Annotated in this window: 15 protein-coding genes and 1 pseudogene; 10 read left to right on the top strand and 6 right to left on the bottom strand. The window is 63.3% G+C overall.

Features of this window, described 5'->3' with window-relative positions; translation table 11 throughout:
- The 3 genes from WCB02_RS24995 to WCB02_RS24985 form a co-directional block, all read left to right on the top strand.
- Window positions 1-803 (top strand): DUF1365 domain-containing protein (locus tag WCB02_RS24995; RefSeq protein ID WP_423962383.1); only part of this gene is annotated, 803 nt, incomplete at its 5' end.
- A gap of 10 nt (window positions 804-813) precedes the next feature.
- On the top strand, window positions 814-2,049 hold the full coding sequence (locus tag WCB02_RS24990; protein ID WP_423962381.1) for a class I SAM-dependent methyltransferase: 1,236 nt from the start codon (window positions 814-816) through the stop codon (window positions 2,047-2,049).
- Window positions 2,050-2,118: 69 nt separating this feature from the next.
- Window positions 2,119-3,156, top strand: a complete 1,038-nt coding sequence (locus WCB02_RS24985; protein WP_423962380.1) for a cysteine synthase A — start codon at window positions 2,119-2,121, stop codon at window positions 3,154-3,156.
- A 30-nt stretch (window positions 3,157-3,186) separates the two neighbouring features.
- Here the strand turns inward: WCB02_RS24985 and WCB02_RS24980 are convergent, their stop codons facing one another.
- From WCB02_RS24980 to WCB02_RS24965, 4 genes are read right to left on the bottom strand one after another with little or no spacing between them, the layout of a single operon-like run.
- Window positions 3,187-3,927, bottom strand: coding sequence for an amino acid ABC transporter ATP-binding protein (locus WCB02_RS24980; protein WP_423962379.1), 741 nt, complete (start codon window positions 3,925-3,927; stop codon window positions 3,187-3,189).
- Window positions 3,928-3,939: 12 nt separating this feature from the next.
- Window positions 3,940-5,460, bottom strand: a complete 1,521-nt coding sequence (locus WCB02_RS24975; RefSeq protein WP_423962378.1) for an amino acid ABC transporter permease — start codon at window positions 5,458-5,460, stop codon at window positions 3,940-3,942.
- A complete protein-coding gene (locus WCB02_RS24970) occupies window positions 5,457-6,662 on the bottom strand; it encodes an amino acid ABC transporter permease (protein WP_423962376.1) in 1,206 nt (401 codons plus the stop codon). Before WCB02_RS24970 ends, WCB02_RS24975 begins: the two co-directional genes overlap by 4 nt.
- Window positions 6,663-6,685: 23 nt before the next feature.
- Entirely contained in the window at window positions 6,686-7,702 is a 1,017-nt protein-coding gene (locus WCB02_RS24965; RefSeq protein WP_423962374.1) for an amino acid ABC transporter substrate-binding protein, read from the bottom strand.
- Between the two features lie 396 nt (window positions 7,703-8,098).
- Between WCB02_RS24965 and metC the strand changes: the two genes are divergently transcribed.
- The 5 genes from metC (at window position 8,099) to WCB02_RS24940 (ending at window position 13,537) form a co-directional block, all read left to right on the top strand.
- Window positions 8,099-9,304 (top strand): cystathionine beta-lyase, encoded by a 1,206-nt coding sequence (gene metC, locus WCB02_RS24960; protein WP_423962372.1) that lies wholly within the window; start codon window positions 8,099-8,101, stop codon window positions 9,302-9,304.
- Between the two features lie 378 nt (window positions 9,305-9,682).
- Window positions 9,683-10,018: a hypothetical protein gene (locus WCB02_RS24955; protein ID WP_423962370.1), complete on the top strand. Its 336-nt coding sequence runs from the start codon at window positions 9,683-9,685 to the stop codon at window positions 10,016-10,018.
- On the top strand, window positions 10,015-11,466 hold the full coding sequence (locus WCB02_RS24950; RefSeq protein ID WP_423962368.1) for a type II and III secretion system protein family protein: 1,452 nt from the start codon (window positions 10,015-10,017) through the stop codon (window positions 11,464-11,466). The genes WCB02_RS24955 and WCB02_RS24950 overlap by 4 nt, the downstream gene beginning before the upstream one ends.
- Window positions 11,467-11,504: 38 nt before the next feature.
- The gene (locus WCB02_RS24945; RefSeq protein WP_423962366.1) at window positions 11,505-12,245 is read left to right on the top strand and encodes a CpaD family pilus assembly protein; all 741 of its coding nucleotides are present in this window, start codon (window positions 11,505-11,507) and stop codon (window positions 12,243-12,245) included.
- Window positions 12,242-13,537 (top strand): AAA family ATPase, encoded by a 1,296-nt coding sequence (locus tag WCB02_RS24940; protein ID WP_423962364.1) that lies wholly within the window; start codon window positions 12,242-12,244, stop codon window positions 13,535-13,537. Before WCB02_RS24945 ends, WCB02_RS24940 begins: the two co-directional genes overlap by 4 nt.
- Window positions 13,538-13,553: 16 nt before the next feature.
- Here the strand turns inward: WCB02_RS24940 and WCB02_RS24935 are convergent, their stop codons facing one another.
- On the bottom strand, window positions 13,554-13,796 hold the full coding sequence (locus WCB02_RS24935) for a PilZ domain-containing protein (RefSeq protein WP_423962363.1): 243 nt from the start codon (window positions 13,794-13,796) through the stop codon (window positions 13,554-13,556).
- A gap of 231 nt (window positions 13,797-14,027) precedes the next feature.
- Window positions 14,028-15,023, bottom strand: a complete 996-nt coding sequence (locus tag WCB02_RS24930; protein ID WP_423962361.1) for a GlxA family transcriptional regulator — start codon at window positions 15,021-15,023, stop codon at window positions 14,028-14,030.
- Window positions 15,024-15,109: 86 nt separating this feature from the next.
- Between WCB02_RS24930 and WCB02_RS24925 the strand changes: the two are divergent.
- A pseudogene (locus WCB02_RS24925) lies at window positions 15,110-15,396 on the top strand (DJ-1/PfpI family protein); the annotation flags it as partial.
- A gap of 164 nt (window positions 15,397-15,560) precedes the next feature.
- Window positions 15,561-15,921, top strand: a 361-nt coding sequence (locus WCB02_RS24920) for a nuclear transport factor 2 family protein (RefSeq protein WP_423962360.1), incomplete at its 3' end; no start/stop codon positions are given.

The following is a 15,921-nucleotide window of genomic DNA, read 5'->3' as shown; positions in this document are numbered from 1 at the left end:
AGTCCCCCCTGTTCGGCGTCAATCGCGCCGCGCTCTATGCTTTTCACGAGGCCGATCACGGCGACCGCGACGGTTCATCCCTGCGCGCCTACGCCCAGCGCTGCGCGTCGCAACATGAGGTCGACCTCACGGGCGGCCGCGTACTGCTGCTGTGCTATCCCCGGCTGTTCGGCTACACTTTCAATCCGCTCTCGGTCTATTTCTGCTACCAGGCCGATGGCCAACTTGTCCTCGTGATCTATGAAGTCCGCAACACTTTTGGCGGGATACACGCCTACGTGCTTCCGGTCAGCGTGAGCGAGATGAGTCCGGCCGGAGTGCGGCAAGCGCAGGACAAGCTGTTTGATGTGTCGCCGTTCGTCGCGATGGCGATGCGCTATCATTTCCGTGTCTCGCCGCCGGACGATTGCGTCAAATTGCGCATCCTGGAGACCGACGGCGAGGGTCCGCTGCTTGCGGCAACCTTCAGTGGACGCCGACGCGGCCTATCTACTTCCGAGCTCTTTCGGTCATTGTTCTTGCTACCGCTTGTCACCTTCAAGATCGTCGCCGCGATCCACTGGGAAGCGCTTCGTCTCTGGCTGAAGGGCGCACGGCCAGTGCCGCGCGTTAATCATGCGGATGCGGTGGACGCCGATCACGGCTTGGCGAGCGGCAAAAGCCGCGCTTATATGAGTTCCAGCTCCGAGCGCTCGTGGAGGCGCTCGGCTCCAGGGAAGGATCGAAACGCGTTCCACCCGTCACTCGACCGTTCGGTTGGGGGTTTGGACATTAAGGACTTGGACCAAGAGCCGTTGCGTTGATGGAAATGCCATGCCGGATGTGATTTCGGTAACTCCCGATAATGTTGAGAGCGTGCTTGCCGATCTGCCGCGTCTGGTCCGGTTGGCGCTTGCTTTTGGTTCGAGACTCAGGCGCGGGACGCTTGATGTCACCCTGCCCCCACCCGACGGCCGCGTGATCCGGCTGGGCGGCCTGGAGCCAGGTCCGACCGCTGCGATGCGGCTGCACAATTACGGCTTTGCCTCGCGGCTGATCAATGGCGGCGACATCGGCATCGCCGAAGCCTATCTCAGCGGCGACTGGGATACGCCGGACCTGACGCAATTCCTCTACCTGTTCTGTGTCAACCACGACCTGATACAGGCGATGCTGCACAGCAAGCCTTTGATGCGCCTGGTCCAGGTTGTCCGCCACTGGTTCAATCGCAATACCAGGCGTCAGGCGCGCCGCAACATCTTTGCGCATTACGACATCGGCAATGCCTTCTATTCCGCGTGGCTCGATCCGAGCATGACCTACTCCTCGGCGCTGTTCGAGGATCACACGCCGGATCTCGCGGCGGCGCAGAACAACAAATATCGCCGGCTCGCTGAGGCGATCGATCTGCAACCGGGTCAGAAGCTGCTGGAGATCGGCTGCGGCTGGGGCGGCTTTGCCGAATACGCCGCCAGGACCTTCGGCGCCCGCGTGGTCGGCCTCACCATCAGCAAGGAGCAGCGCGATTTCGCCCTTAAGCGCATCCACGACGCCGGCCTCGCCGGGAAGGTCGAAATCAAGCTGCAGGACTATCGCGACGAGCGCGACCGATACGACCGGATCGCCTCGATCGAAATGATCGAGGCGGTCGGCGAGCAGTTCTGGCCGCAATATTTCTCACAGTTGCGCGACCGGTTGTTGCCGGGCGGACTGGCCGGCATCCAGGCGATCACAATCCAGGACTCGATGTTCCAGACCTACCGGCGCGAGGTCGACTTCATCCAGCGCTATGTCTTCCCCGGCGGCATGCTGCCCTCGCCCCAGATATTGAAGACCCTCGGCGATCGCTTCGGCGTGCCTGTCATCCGCGAGCGCATCTTCGGGCAAGATTATGCCAAGACGCTGGCGATCTGGCGAAACAATTTCCGCGAGGCCTGGCCGCATCTGATGCCATCGGGTTTCGACGACCGGTTCCGGCGGTTATGGGAGTATTACCTGTCGTACTGCGAAGCCGGTTTCCGCTCCGGCAATATCGATGTCCGCCAGGTGGTATTTGCCAAGCGGCGCTGATCAGCCGCGCCTTGTGCCTGTCCCCTCGGTCCACTACGTTCGTCGGAGCAGCCTCCGGACAATCCTGACATGACCTATCGCGACGTCGTCGAAGCCATCGGCCACACCCCGCTCATCAAGCTGAAGCAGGCGTCGGAGGCGACCGGCTGCAACATTCTCGGCAAGGCCGAATTCATGAATCCCGGCCAGTCGGTGAAGGACCGCGCCGGGAAATGGATGATCCTCGAGGCCGAGAAGCGCGGCGAGCTGAAGCCGGGCGGGCTGGTGGTGGAATCCACCGCTGGCAATACCGGCATCGGACTAGCGGTGGTTGCGAGCGCGCGCGGTTACCGGACCCTGATCGTGATTCCCGACACGCAGAGCCAGGAAAAGAAGGACATGCTGCGGCTGTGCGGCGCCGAACTGGTCGAATTGCCGGTGCTGCCCTTTTCCAATCCAAACAACTATCAGCATGTTGGACGACGGCTCGCGGACCAGTTGCGCAAGACCGAGCCGAACGGCGTGCTGTTTGCCGATCAGTGGAACAACCTCGATAATGCCAAGGCGCATTATGAATCGACCGGGCCGGAGATCTGGGACCAGACGAACGGCAAGGTCGACGGCTTCGTCTGCTCGGTCGGCACCGGTGGGACGCTGGCCGGCACGACGCGTTATCTGAAGGAAAAGAACCAGGACATCGTCACGGCCTGCGCCGATCCGCATGGCTTTGCGATGTATGAGTGGTTCAAGCACGGCGTGGCCAAGTCCACGCCCGGAGACTCGATCACGGAAGGCATCGGAATCGGCCGCGTGACGCCGGTCATCGAAACCGCGAAGGTCGACGATGCTTTCCTGATTTCAGATCAGGAAGCCGTCCGCATCATCTACGAACTGCTCGAACATGAAGGCCTGTGCCTGGGCGGCTCGACCGGCGTCAATGTCGCCGGCGCCATCCGTCTCGCCAAGCAGCTCGGGCCCGGCAAGACCATCGTCACGGTGCTGTGCGATTCCGGCAACCGCTATCAGTCGAAGCTGTTCAATCCGGATTTCATGCGCTCGAAGCAGCTGCCGGTGCCGGAGTGGCTGGAGAAGCGCAGCAAGATCCAGCCGCCGTTCGTGAAGGTGTGAGCAAGCAAATCTCAACGTTCCCGGCTCCAATCACCGCAAGATCTGGCTCAAGAACAGCTTGCTCCGCGCGTGCTGCGGGTTGGCGAAGAAGTTCGCCGGCGTGTTGGCTTCGATGATCTGCCCGGCATCCATGAACACGACGCGGTTAGCGACTTCCTTGGCAAATCCCATTTCGTGGGTCACGACCAGCATGGTCATGCCGTCCCTGGCGAGATCGACCATGGTGTCGAGCACCTCCTTGACCATTTCCGGATCGAGCGCCGAGGTCGGCTCGTCAAACAGCATCACCTTGGGATTCATGGTCAGCGCGCGCGCGATTGCGACCCGCTGCTGCTGGCCGCCAGACATCTGGCCCGGATATTTGGCTGCCTGATGCGGGATCTTCACCCGCTCCAGATATTTCATGGCGGCCGCTTCGGCGTCCTTCTGCGGGATGTTGCGCACCCAGATCGGCGCCAGTGTGCAATTCTCCAGCACGGTCAGATGCGGAAACAGATTGAAACTCTGGAACACCATGCCGACCTCGCGCCGGACCTCATCGACCCGCCGCAGGTTCGGACCCAGCTCGATGCCGTCGACCGTGATCTCGCCTTCCTGAAACTCTTCCAGCGCATTGATGCAGCGGATCAGCGTCGATTTGCCCGACCCGGACGGCCCGCAGATCACGATGCGCTCGCCCTTGACGACTTCGAGATCGATGTCGCGCAGGACGTGAAAATCGCCGAACCATTTGTTGAGGCCGGCGATGCTGACAATGGTCTTATCGGTCATGGTGATCCCTGATCAACGGCTGTGCGGGTTCAGCCGGTGTTCGACGAACAGCGAATAGCGCGACATGCCAAAACAGAACACGAAATAGATCATTCCGCAGAAGGCGAATCCGGTGAACAGCGTGGTCGGCGTCGCCCAGTTCGGATCGCTGAAGGACGCCCGGAGTTGTCCGAGCAGATCGAACAGCGCGACGATCGAAACCAGCGAGGTGTCCTTGAACAACGCGATGAAGCTGTTGACGAGGCCGGGTATGACATGGCGCAGCGCCTGCGGCAGCGTGATCAGGGCCGTCGTCTTCCACCAGGACAGCCCGAGCGCGCTTGCCGCCTCGTCCTGTCCGCGTGGAATCGCCTGCAGGCCGCCCCTGACGACTTCGGCCTGATAGGCGCCGGCGAACAGCGCAATCCCGATCAGGGCCCGTACCAATCCATCGACGCGAAAATTGCCGGGCAGGAACAGCGGCAGCATGTAGGTCGCAAAGAACAGCACCGTGATCAGCGGCACGCCGCGCCAGAACTCGATGAAGGCGATCGAAAAGATCCGGATCAGTGGGATGGTCGAGCGCCGCCCCAGGGCCAGTGCGATGCCGATCGGCATTGAGGTGGCGATCCCGGTGACGGAGACGACCAGTGTCACCAGAAGCCCGCCCCAAAGCCTGGTGTCGACGATCGGCAGCCCGCCGCGATCGAGCCGCATCGCCGCGATCACGATCGCCATGCAGGAAAAGCTCGCAAGACTCGTGACGAGCGCGCGCCGGCCGCTGCGCAGGCCGCCGCCAAGCCAGAACAACAGGCCGGACACGATCACGGCCGTGATCGCAAAATCGCTCCAGACCGGCTGGCTGGAAGCCTGAATCTGGTCGCGCAGCCATGCGAGCGGCGCGACCAGCCAAACGACCGCCATGCCGATCAGGACGATGAGTTCGCCGAACAGCCAGAGCAGCGGTCCGACAACCGGGACCGATGCGCCGGCATTGGCAAGCGCCCTGCCAGCGCCCGCGATGCCGTCGGCAAATCCCGAGAGCAGGCCGGCCGTCCAGCTCACGCCGACACCGCTGATGCCGCCACCATGCAGCAGGAAAAACGCAACCACTGGAAGAGCGAAAAAGAACAACAGCGAATTGAGTCCCTTCGCCGGCAGGCGCGGGATCAACAACGGGCACAGCAGCACGGCGGCAAGAATGAACGTCAGGTTGACCCGCCAGCGCGCCGCTTCGGGGTAGAAGCCGTAGATGAATTGATCGAACTTCGCCGCGACATAGGGCCAGCACGCGCCGACGGGATGACCGGCATTCTGCTCCAGGCAGGCATTGCGATCCATGCCGTGCCAGACCGCATCGACCAGCAGAAATCTGAGCGCGGGGATCACGGTGAACCAGATCAAGAGCGCGCCCAGGATCGTCAGCAGGATGTTGGTCGGGGAATTGAACAGGCGCGTGCGCAGGAAGCCTATGAAGCCGGTGGTCTTCACCGGCGCCGGACGCTCGGCAACCAGGTCGCTGCGCACGAACGACAAAGCAGCGAGCTTGGTCAAGCGGCCAGGCTCCGGCCGAGCCGCCACCCATAGAAGCTCATGATCGCGCTCGTCAGCAGCGAGATCGCGAGATAGACCCCCATGGTGATGGCGATGATCTCGATCGCCTGCCCGGTCTGACTCAGCGTCGTGCCCGCGAACACCGAAACCAGGTCCGGGTAGCCGATCGCGACCGCCAGCGATGAGTTCTTGGTCAGGTTGAGATACTGGTTGGTGAGCGGCGGCAGGATCACGCGCATCGCCTGTGGCACCACGATCAGCCGCAGCACCGAACCGCGCGAAAGACCGAGCGACAGGCCGGCCTCCATCTGGCCCCGGTGCACGGACAGGATACCCGCCCGCACGACCTCGGCGATGAAGGCCGCCGTATAAGTCGACAGCGCCAGCGTCAGCGCCACGAATTCAGGGATGACGCGGGCGCCGCCGGAAAAATTGAACCCTCGCAGTTCGGGGATCTCAAACGTGACCGGAACGCCAAAGATCAATGACGACAGCAGCGGCAGGCCGACCAGAAGGCCGATGACATAGGGCAAGGTCACAATCGACCTGCCTTCCTCGAACAGCTGCCGGCGCGCATGGTGATGCAGCAGAGCCGACGCCACGATCGCCGCCAGCAAAGCGAGCGCAAATGGCTGCAAGCCGACCTGCGCGATCGGCCGCGGAATGATGAGGCCGCGATTGCTGAGGAAGAAACTGCCGAACAGTGAAATGCTCTGCCGCGGCACCGGCAGGGCGGCGAGCACGGCGAGATACCAGAACAGGATCTGGAACAGGAGCGGCACGTTGCGAACGCCTTCGACATAGGCGCCGGCCACGCGCGACATCAGCCAGTTCGGCGACAGCCTCCCCAGCGCAACGATGAAACCGATCACGGTCGCGAAGAAAATGCCGATGACGGAAACCAGCAGTGTATTGACCAGCCCGACCAGGAACACGCGGCCGTAGGTGTCGGATCCCGAATACGGAATCAGGGTTTGGCTGACGTCGAAGCCTGCGGTGTTGTGCAGGAAGCCGAACCCGGAGGTGATCCGCTCCGACTCCAGATTGGCGCGCGCATTGGCTGTGATCTCGTAGCCGATCCAGATCAGGACGACGACGAACACGACCTGCAGGGCAAAGCCGCCCCAGCCGGCCCGGCCACCGAGCACGCGCTTCAGCCGCAACGCATATTGCGGCGGCGGTGACCGGGATTCGCTTTGCATCGCCGCGGCTGCTTCTGCGGCGATCAGCGGATCGGCGGCGCGTACTGGATGCCGCCCTTGTTCCAGAGCTGGTTAAGCCCGCGGGCGATCTGAAGCTTGGAGCCCGAGCCGACGTTACGGTCGAACGACTCGCCGTAATTGCCGACCGCCTTGATGATCCGGTAGAACCAGTCGTTGGTGAGGCCGAGCTGCTCGCCCAGATTGCCGTCGGTGCCGAACGCCCGTTTCAGATCCGGTTTGTCCGATTTCGCCATCTCGTCGAGGTTCTTCTGGTTGACGCCCATTTCTTCGGCATCGATCATCGCGAACAGCACCCATTTCACGATATCGAACCACTGATCATCGCCGTGGCGCACCATCGGGCCAAGCGGCTCCTTCGAGATCACCTCGGGCAGCACGACGTGGTCGGCCGGATTCGAGAGTTTCAGCCGCTCGGCATAAAGCTGCGAGACGTCAGAGGTGAAGACGTCGCAGCGCCCGGACTCGTAGGCCTTGACGGTCTCGTCGGCGCCGGTGAACGCGATCACCTCATACTTCATGTTGTTGCCCTTGAAGTAGTCGGCGAGGTTCTGCTCCGTGGTGGTGCCGGTCTGCACACAGACCGAGGCGCTGTTCAGCTCGAGCGCCGAGTTCACCTTCAGCGACTTCTTCACCAGGAAGCCCTGCCCGTCATAATAGGTCACGCCGGTAAAATTGGCGCCGAGCGAGGCGTCGCGGGACAGCGTCCAGGTGGTGTTGCGCGAAAGCACGTCGATTTCGCCAGATTGCAGCGCCGTGAACCGGTCCTTTGCCGACAGCGGCACGAATTTGACTTTGCTCGGATCGTCGAAGATCACAGCCGCAATCGCGCGGCAGACGTCGACATCGAGTCCGGTCCAGTTGCCCTTGTCGTCCGGCGAGGAAAAGCCCGGCAGGCCCTGGCTCACCCCGCAGGACAGCATGCCCCGGTCCTTGACCGTCTTGAGCGTGTCCGCATGGGCGGACTGGGCCGAGATACCGGCGGCGAGGGCAAGGGTGAAAACCAGAGATACGCGTTTCATGGGCAAGGCCTTTCGAGGTCGGTCTTTTCGAGGTCCGTATTTCGAAGTCGGTCCTTCGAAATCGTCCGGGGAACATTGGCTTTTCCGCGCTTAACGTCTGCTGGGCCCAAGCCTGCAATTTCAAGCCTGTGATCACAAGCCTGCAATCCCTCGGCCGGCAGGCGCCATCCTCCAAATCAGGAGCATAGCGCAAACCGGTCAAGCAATGGGATCGAAGATCGCGGCAGGCCCCTCAACGTGCGGCGACGGAATAGCTCGGCCACATCACAGAACGACTGGCGAGCCGGGTCAAGGGGTTGACGTGCCTGTTCTCTGGCCTGCTATTAACCATGCCGGCCCAAACGGGGCACGGTGCAGGCGGTCAGCGCTGCGACAAAACTCTTCGGCGGGATGCGCATGGTCTCTTCAGACGGCTCCGGAGCATCGAACCCGCCCAAGGCTGAAGCCAAGGCTGAAACCCGGCTGGTGACGGCAGGCCGCGACGCCAAGGCGCAGCGCGGTTTTGTCAATCCGGCCGTGGTGCACGGTTCCACCGTGCTCTATCCCACGGCCGCGGACCTCCATGCCCATCGCGGCGAATTCCAGTATGGCCGCCTCGGCACGCCGACGACCAGGGCGCTGCAGGAGGCCCTGGTGGCGCTCGAGGGGCCGCAATGCGCGGGCGTGGGCCTGGCTCCTTCGGGCCTTGCGGCGATCTCCACCACCCTGCTCGCGGTCGCCAAGGCCGGCGATCATATCCTGGTCTGCGACAACGCCTACCGGCCGACGCGCATCTTCTGCAGCGGCATGCTGGCCCGCTATGGCATCGAGACCACCTATTTCGATCCCCTGATCGGCGCGGACGTCGAAAAACTGTTCAAGCCGAACACCAGGGTGATCCTGGTCGAGGCCCCCGGCTCGCAAACCTTCGAAATGCCGGACATTCCGGCGATTGCCGCCGTCGCGCATGCCCATGGCGCGCTCGTCATCGACGACAACACCTGGGCGACGGCGCTCTATCACCGCTCGCTGGAGCATGGCGTCGACATCAGCATGCAGGCCGGCACCAAATATATCGGCGGCCATTCCGACATCATGTTCGGAACGATCGCCGCCAACACAGCGGCGTGGCCGATCATCTCGGAAGCGATCCGCGTGCTCGGCATCTGCGCCGGACCGGACGACGTGTTTCTCGCGTTGCGTGGCCTGCGCACGCTCGCCGTCCGGCTGGCGCAGCACTACCGCTCCGGCCTCGAGGTGGCGAACTGGCTCTCGACGCGGCCGGAGGTCACCAGGGTGCTGCATCCCGCGCTCGCCGGCGATCCCGGTCACGCGATCTGGAAACGCGACTTCACCGGCGCCTGCGGGCTGTTCAGCATCGTGTTGCAGCCAAAGCCGCAGGCCGCGGTCGACGCCATGCTCGACAGCCTCCAACTGTTCGGCATGGGTTATTCCTGGGGCGGCTTTGAAAGCCTCGCGATCCCGTTCGATTGCGCGGATTACCGAACCGCGACCCAATGGGCGCCGGGCGGACCGACGCTGCGGCTTCACATCGGGCTCGAGAATGTCGAAGACCTCAAGGCCGATCTCGAACAGGGATTTGCGGCGTTCAATGCCGCATAGCCTATCGTCGTACCAGGTCGAATGAACCGGATCAGCCGAATCGGCGGCGCGGGAGTTCGCACATGATCGGGCCAAGCGAGGGCATCGGCTGCACGGCGACCTGCTCTACGCACAACTACCGAACGCACAACTACCGACCGGCTCATCGCGGGCGTTTTGATCCGGCCTGCGGCAGCGATCAACCAGCGCGGGAAATCGTGCGATAGGCGCGCTGGTCGACGCTAACAATCTGTTCACCATGCAGCCAAAACTCTGAATTGCTTTCTGCAAAGTCCTCGGTCTGCAAGTTCCCTTATACTTTTGCTGGCTAGTTCTGCATGAGGGAAAGGCTGTCACCGCTCTATCGGCTCAGACCTCCCGGCATAGAGCAGAAAGCGTATGAGTACTGCCAGTATCGAGTTCCTGATCGTCGCTCCCGGCGCCGGCGGCATCACCGCTCGTCTTGCGCGCGGAATCAAGCGCATGACGACCAAGCGGGCGCCGCTCCCAATCTGGGCTTCGCCTCCTCGACACACCACTTCTCATCGCCGCAGCAATCACGCGCGATCGACCGGCATGCGTTCGCTGGCGCAGCGCAGCGGCACCGATCGCAGTTCGGCCGAGAACATCACCGACGAGATCGGCGCCGAACCCGGCGCAAGCGTCAATGCCGGCCGACACGGCACAGCCATTTCGACGACGGCAGAGAAGCGGCCAAGGGGATATCCGATATGACATGCAGGGACAACAAGCCGGTGCTGCGCATCCTGATGGTTCGCGCGCTGTCGTTCTCAGCCGCTGTTGCGCTGACCCTCAATCCTGCGCTCGCGCCTGCGATAGCGGCAGACGCCACGGCGACACCAATCGTTTCGGCGGCGAAAACCCGCTTTCTAGCACTTGGTATCGGCAAATCCGTCGTGATCGACTTGCCGCGCGACGCCAAGGACGTGCTGGTCGCCGACCCCAAGATCGCCAACGCCGTGATCCGTTCGGCGCAGCGCGCCTATATCATCGGCTCGGCGGTCGGCCAAACCAATGTGGTGTTCTTCGATGCCGACGGTCAGCAGATCGTCTCTTATGACATCGCGATCAAGCGCGACCTCAATGGCGTGCGCGCGGCCCTCAGCCAAAGCGTGCCGGGAGTCCAGATCGAGGGCGTCGGCGATGGCGTGATGCTGACCGGCTCGGTCGCCACTCCGGTCGAGGCGCAGCAGGCAGGAGATCTCGCGGCGCGGCTGACGGGTGGCGCCGACAAGGTCGTGAACTCGATCACCGTCCGGGGGCGCGATCAGGTGATGCTGAAGGTCACGCTTGCCGAAGTGAGCCGCAGCATCATCAAGCAGATGGGCATCGACCTCGCCGCCAGCCTGAGCTACGGCACCGCGGTCGTGAACTTCAACAACAGCAATCCGTTCACCGCAAACAATGGGCCGCTAGTCTCCGGCAACGGCCTGACCGGGTCGGTCGGCTCCAACTCGTCGGTGCAGGCAACGCTGCGCGCCATGGAAAGCGCCGGCGTCGTGCGGACGCTGGCCGAGCCGAATTTGACGGCGATATCGGGCGAGTCCGCGACCTTCATCTCAGGCGGCGAATTTCCGATTCCGACCGGCGTGACCTGTCAGACGACGACGGCCGGCGCGATCGGGCAATGCGTCCAGACGGTCAGCTACAAGAAATTCGGCATCTCGCTCAACTTCACGCCGGTGGTCCTGACCGAGGGACGGATCAGCCTTCGGGTGATGACGGAAGTGTCGGAAGTCTCGAGCGAAAACGCGTTGACCGGCGGTGCCGGTGGAACCACGATTCCCTCGATCAAGACCCGCCGCGCGGAAACCACGCTGGAGATCCCGTCCGGCGGCTCGATCGCGATGGCGGGCCTGATCCAGCAGCAGACCAAGCAGGCCATCAACGGAATGCCCGGTGTGGATTCGTTGCCCATACTCGGACAGCTGTTCCGCAGCCAGGACTTCATCAACAACGAAACCGAGCTGGTCGTCCTGGTGACCCCCTACATCGTCCGCGCCGTCGCGCAGAAGGAGTTGTCGCGCCCGGACGACGGATTTGCGCCGGCCTCCGATGCCCAATCCGCCCTGCTCGCTCAAATCAACCGAACTTACGGCATCGCCGGACGCAACGACCCGGTCGCAAATTGCAAATGCAGCTTCGGCTTCATCATCGATTGAGATGCGCTGACCGATCAATGATGTGGGGGCACGGAACCATGCGAGAGAAGACAACGGTCGATCGCCATCGACGCCTGCGCAGTCTGGGCGCGCTGGTCGGGATTTCAGTCGCGCTGGGCGCCTGCAACACCACCAGCGGAGAGGTCGTCACGGCGAGCGTCCCTGACGACTACCGGCTACGCCACCCCATCGCAGTCGAGGAAGCCAATCATTCCATCGTGGTATTCGTCGGACGCGGACGCGGCGGCCTGTCCGCATCGCAGCGCGCCGACGTGATGGGACTGGCACGCTCATGGGCGCGCGAAGGGACCGGCGCGATCGTGGCCAGCGTGCCGGTCGACGCCCCCAACGCGCGCGCGGCGGCATCGGCATTCCGGGCCATCGAGGTCGTGCTGGCGGAAGGCGGCGTCCCCTCGCGCGGAATCGTGCTGCGTCATTACCGCCCCGAGGACCCGCAAGAGCTGCCGACGATCAGGCTCAGCTATCCGAAAATCGCCGCGGTTGCCGGCCCCTGCGGACAATGGCCGGAGGATCTCGGCCCTTCCATCCTTGACCGCAACTACAGCGACAACAAGTCCTACTTCAATTTCGGTTGCGCCAACCAGCGCAACCTGGCGGCGATGATCGACAATCCGGCCGACCTCGAACAGCCGCGCCCCGAGACCTACGCCTATACGGCGCGGCGCACCGAAGCATTCGAAAAGTATCGCAAGGGCGAAACCTCCGCGACCACCTATCCCGAAGCCGAAAAAGCCAAACTCAGCGATTCCGGAAAATGACCAGACCCGCCGATCACAAGCCCGACGCAACCGCAGCTCGCACGCCGAACCGCACAGGCGAGTACATCGCGCCCGTACCTCGGGTATCGGTGCAGGCCTTTTGCGTCACCGCGGCAACCGCAGCCGCCGTCAAATCGGCGGGTGAAGACCGCCGCCTCAGCAAGGCCCATCTGACGACGAAGATGGGCGGCATCGAGGCTGCCATCGAAACCTACGGCTCGATGCCCACGCCCAATGTGATCGTCCTGGAATCCGAGGCCGGCGGCGACATCCTGGACGGCCTCGATCAACTCGCGACCGTCTGCGATCCCGGCACCCGCGTAGTCGTGATTGGCAGCGAATCCGACGACGCACCCTATCGCGAACTGGTCCGGCGCGGCGTCAACGACTACGTCATCGGACCGGTCGAGACGCTCGACGTCGTGCGCTCGATTTGCGGTCTGTTCTCGGCGGCGGAGGCGGTCACGACCGGCAGGATCATCGCCGTGGTCGGCGCCAAGGGGGGCGTCGGCGCCTCGACCATCGCGCACAATCTGGCATGGATGATCGCGCGGGATCTGGCGCAGGATTCCGTCGTGATCGATCTCGACCTCGCCTTCGGCACGGCCAGCCTCGACTACAATCAGGATCCGTTGCAGAGCATCGCCAACGCGGTGTTCCAGCCGGATCGGCCCGACACCGCCATGATCGAGCGCCTGCTGGCGAAATGCACCGACCACCTGAGCCTGCTGGCGGCGCCGGCGTCGCTCGAGCGGGTCTATGATTTCGGCGCCGAAGCGTTCGATGCCATTTTCGATACATTGCGCATGACCACCCCCTGCATCGTGCTCGACATTCCCCACCAGTGGTCGGGATGGACCAAGCGGGCCCTGATGAACGCCGACGAAATCCTGATCGTTGCCGAACCCGACCTCGCCAATCTGCGCAACGCCAAGAACATGTTGAGCGTGCTGAAATCGACGCGGCCCAACGACCGGCCGCCGCTCTATTGTCTCAATCAGGTCGGCATGCACAAGCGGCCGGAAATCGACGTCCGCGGTTTTGCCAAGGCGATCGAGAGCCAGCCGATCGCAGCCATTCCATTCGATTCCAGGATGTTCGGCACAGCCGCGAACAACGGCCAGATGATCGCGGAAATCTCCGCGGGCCACCGCATCACCCAGATGTTTCGAAGGATCGCCGAACACCTGACAGGGCTCGGCGAATTGACCAAGCCCAAGGGTTCGTTCCTGTCGCCGCTGCTGAAGAAGCTGGGTAAGAAGGCACGCCCCGAGCGCCGCAGGGCGTCATAGCTAACCAAACTTTGGGCTAATCGAGAAACTCAGCGCCGAATTCGAAACCGATCCGCCACGCCAGGCGGCATTGGCGCTGATGATCGGGGCCGAAAATGATGGTGAAATGCGCCGGAACTTCCACGAATTCCGCGACCACCTTGACGCCGCCGGCAGAGACGTCCGTGATCGTGCAGTCGCGCGGCAACGACCCGCCGCACTGGATTTTCGCTACTCTCCTGCACAGGCGCCGTTCGCTTCTACGTCGGTTCGCAAGCATGTTGACCCCAAACCTTGCCCGGATGGTTCATCGAGCATTGATCTTGACGGCCAGTCATTCGAATCGGATTAGCGGCGCCTGTCGCAATGTAGGTTTTTGCTTGTGATCTTGTTTACCGAAGCCTGGGGTTCGATTGAGCCCGAGCTCCGCTCAAACGCGTTTCATCGCGCGGAAAACCCGCTGCGCACTCTTCGGGTCGTCGCCGGAGATGCGCTTTTTCCGGCTCACGCGCTACGCACGAAAACGGGCGCGGTAGTCCTGCGGCGTGACCGCGAGCAGCCGCAGGAAACTGCGGCGCATGGTTTCTTCCGAGCCGAAGCCGCAACGCTGCGAGATTCGCTTCACGGGCTGGCGCGACTCCAGCAGCAGCCGACGCGCCGCTTCGACACGCAGCCGCTCGACGGCGCGCGCAGGCGTCATTCCGGTTGCCTCGGTGTAGCGCCGGCTGAAACTGCGTTCACTCATCCCGGCCTGACGCGCCAGTGCCGACAGCGAGATCTCCTCGGAGAGATGCTTGTCGACCCAGGCGTGCAGCGCGCCGAATCTGTCGTCGGCTGCCTGCAGCGCGAGCGCGGTCGAGAATTGCGCCTGGCCGCCCGGACGCTTGAGAAAGACGACGAGGTAACGCGCCACGGCAAGCGCGGTCGCGTGACCCAGGTCCTCCTCGACCAGCGCCAGCGCCAGATCGATGCCGGATGTCACGCCCGCGGAGGTCCAGACCCGACCATCGCGCACGAAAATCGGATCTGGCTCGACGTGGATCGCCGGAAAGCGCCGCGCAAGTTCAGCAGCAAGCGACCAGTGCGTCGCCACCCGCCTGCCGTCCAGCACGCCCGAAGCCGCCAGCAGGAACGCGCCGGTGCAAACCGAGGCGACGCGGCGGGCGTCCTTGGCGCGCAGCCTGATCCAATCGACCAGCGCCGGATCGGCAATTGCGGCCTCGACGCCCGGGCCGCCCGCGATCACGAGCGTGTCCAAGGGCGTTCCGACCGGGGGCAACGGCACGGTGGCAAGCCCCACCCCGGCCGATGCGGCGACGCCAAGACCGGCCCGAGAGACGACGCGTAGCTCGTAGGGCGGCGTTGCGTCGCCCGCCTCGGCGACGACATCATTGGTTGACGCAAACACCTGGGATGGCCCGGTCACGTCGAGCAGCTGCACCGACGGGTAGGCGAGCACTTCGATGACACGCGACGCGGTTGGCTGAAAACGAGGGTGTTTTGGCATTTCGGCCAAAACATGCCCGGCTAGCCTGGCCTTGTCCATCCCGAAGACGCGACCAGGAGATGCGCATGATTCCGGAAGAGACCCATTTGAACCAAAGGGTGGTCGTCGACGGCAACTGGGTATTTGCCGCTGGCGTCACCGCAGGAATCGACGGCGCGCTGCGGCTCGCGGCCAACCTGCGCGGCGACGACACGGCACGCGCGATCCAACTTCACATGGCGTATGCACCCGAACCGCCGTTTGACAGCGGCATTCCCGACACCGCACCTGCCCCATTGTCGCAAGCGCGCGCCAATCGGTTGCCGGCATCACCGCGCAGCGGGAAGCGACCGCCCGGCGCGTGGCCATGAAGCTCGGGATTGTCGTTCCATGACGACCAACCATCCGGGCGTGACAATGGCCTTGGCGGGAAACGAGGGACAATTGGCGCTCTCCCGCAGCCATCCCGGCCTAAATGGACATCATCGACGCGGAGATGGCGTGGCGGCATCGCCCGCAGCCCTCGGCGTCAATGCCGCAAAGACGAGGAGATCGGTCATGACCGACCAAGCAAACACCTTGACCTTCACGAAGAAGCAGGCCCCGCAATGGCTGTTGGATTTCTGGAAGGAGATCGACGACAAGACCTTCGGCAGGGGTTTCGACTGTTTCGTCGAGGATGCGATCTGCAACCTCGGCGTCGCCGACTGGCACGGACGGGAGACCATCCGGAACAATCTGCGCGCCTTCATCGATACCGGTTTCACTGCCCTGCACGACGTCACCGAATACTGGGACGGCGGCCCGCTCAAGTTGTTTCGCGGCATCGTGACGATGACGCCGGACGACAAGAGCAAAAAACCCGTGCGGCCGGTCATGACACACTTCTTCTACATGGACGAAGCGGACCCGACCAAAG

The organism is Bradyrhizobium sp., assembly GCF_049581145.1.
Classification (GTDB): domain Bacteria; phylum Pseudomonadota; class Alphaproteobacteria; order Rhizobiales; family Xanthobacteraceae; genus Bradyrhizobium.
This window is presented reverse-complemented; position numbering and strand designations above follow the sequence as displayed.

Coding starts and splice junctions, on each gene's coding strand:
- WCB02_RS24990 (WP_423962381.1), top strand. CDS start 814: ATGCCGGATGTGATTTCGGTAACTCCCGATAATGTTGAGAGCGTGCTT.
- WCB02_RS24985 (WP_423962380.1), top strand. CDS start 2,119: ATGACCTATCGCGACGTCGTCGAAGCCATCGGCCACACCCCGCTCATC.
- WCB02_RS24980 (WP_423962379.1), bottom strand. CDS start 3,927: ATGACCGATAAGACCATTGTCAGCATCGCCGGCCTCAACAAATGGTTC.
- WCB02_RS24970 (WP_423962376.1), bottom strand. CDS start 6,662: ATGCAAAGCGAATCCCGGTCACCGCCGCCGCAATATGCGTTGCGGCTG.
- WCB02_RS24965 (WP_423962374.1), bottom strand. CDS start 7,702: ATGAAACGCGTATCTCTGGTTTTCACCCTTGCCCTCGCCGCCGGTATC.
- metC (WP_423962372.1), top strand. CDS start 8,099: ATGGTCTCTTCAGACGGCTCCGGAGCATCGAACCCGCCCAAGGCTGAA.
- WCB02_RS24955 (WP_423962370.1), top strand. CDS start 9,683: ATGAGTACTGCCAGTATCGAGTTCCTGATCGTCGCTCCCGGCGCCGGC.
- WCB02_RS24950 (WP_423962368.1), top strand. CDS start 10,015: ATGACATGCAGGGACAACAAGCCGGTGCTGCGCATCCTGATGGTTCGC.
- WCB02_RS24945 (WP_423962366.1), top strand. CDS start 11,505: ATGCGAGAGAAGACAACGGTCGATCGCCATCGACGCCTGCGCAGTCTG.
- WCB02_RS24940 (WP_423962364.1), top strand. CDS start 12,242: ATGACCAGACCCGCCGATCACAAGCCCGACGCAACCGCAGCTCGCACG.
- WCB02_RS24935 (WP_423962363.1), bottom strand. CDS start 13,796: ATGCTTGCGAACCGACGTAGAAGCGAACGGCGCCTGTGCAGGAGAGTA.
- WCB02_RS24930 (WP_423962361.1), bottom strand. CDS start 15,023: ATGCCAAAACACCCTCGTTTTCAGCCAACCGCGTCGCGTGTCATCGAA.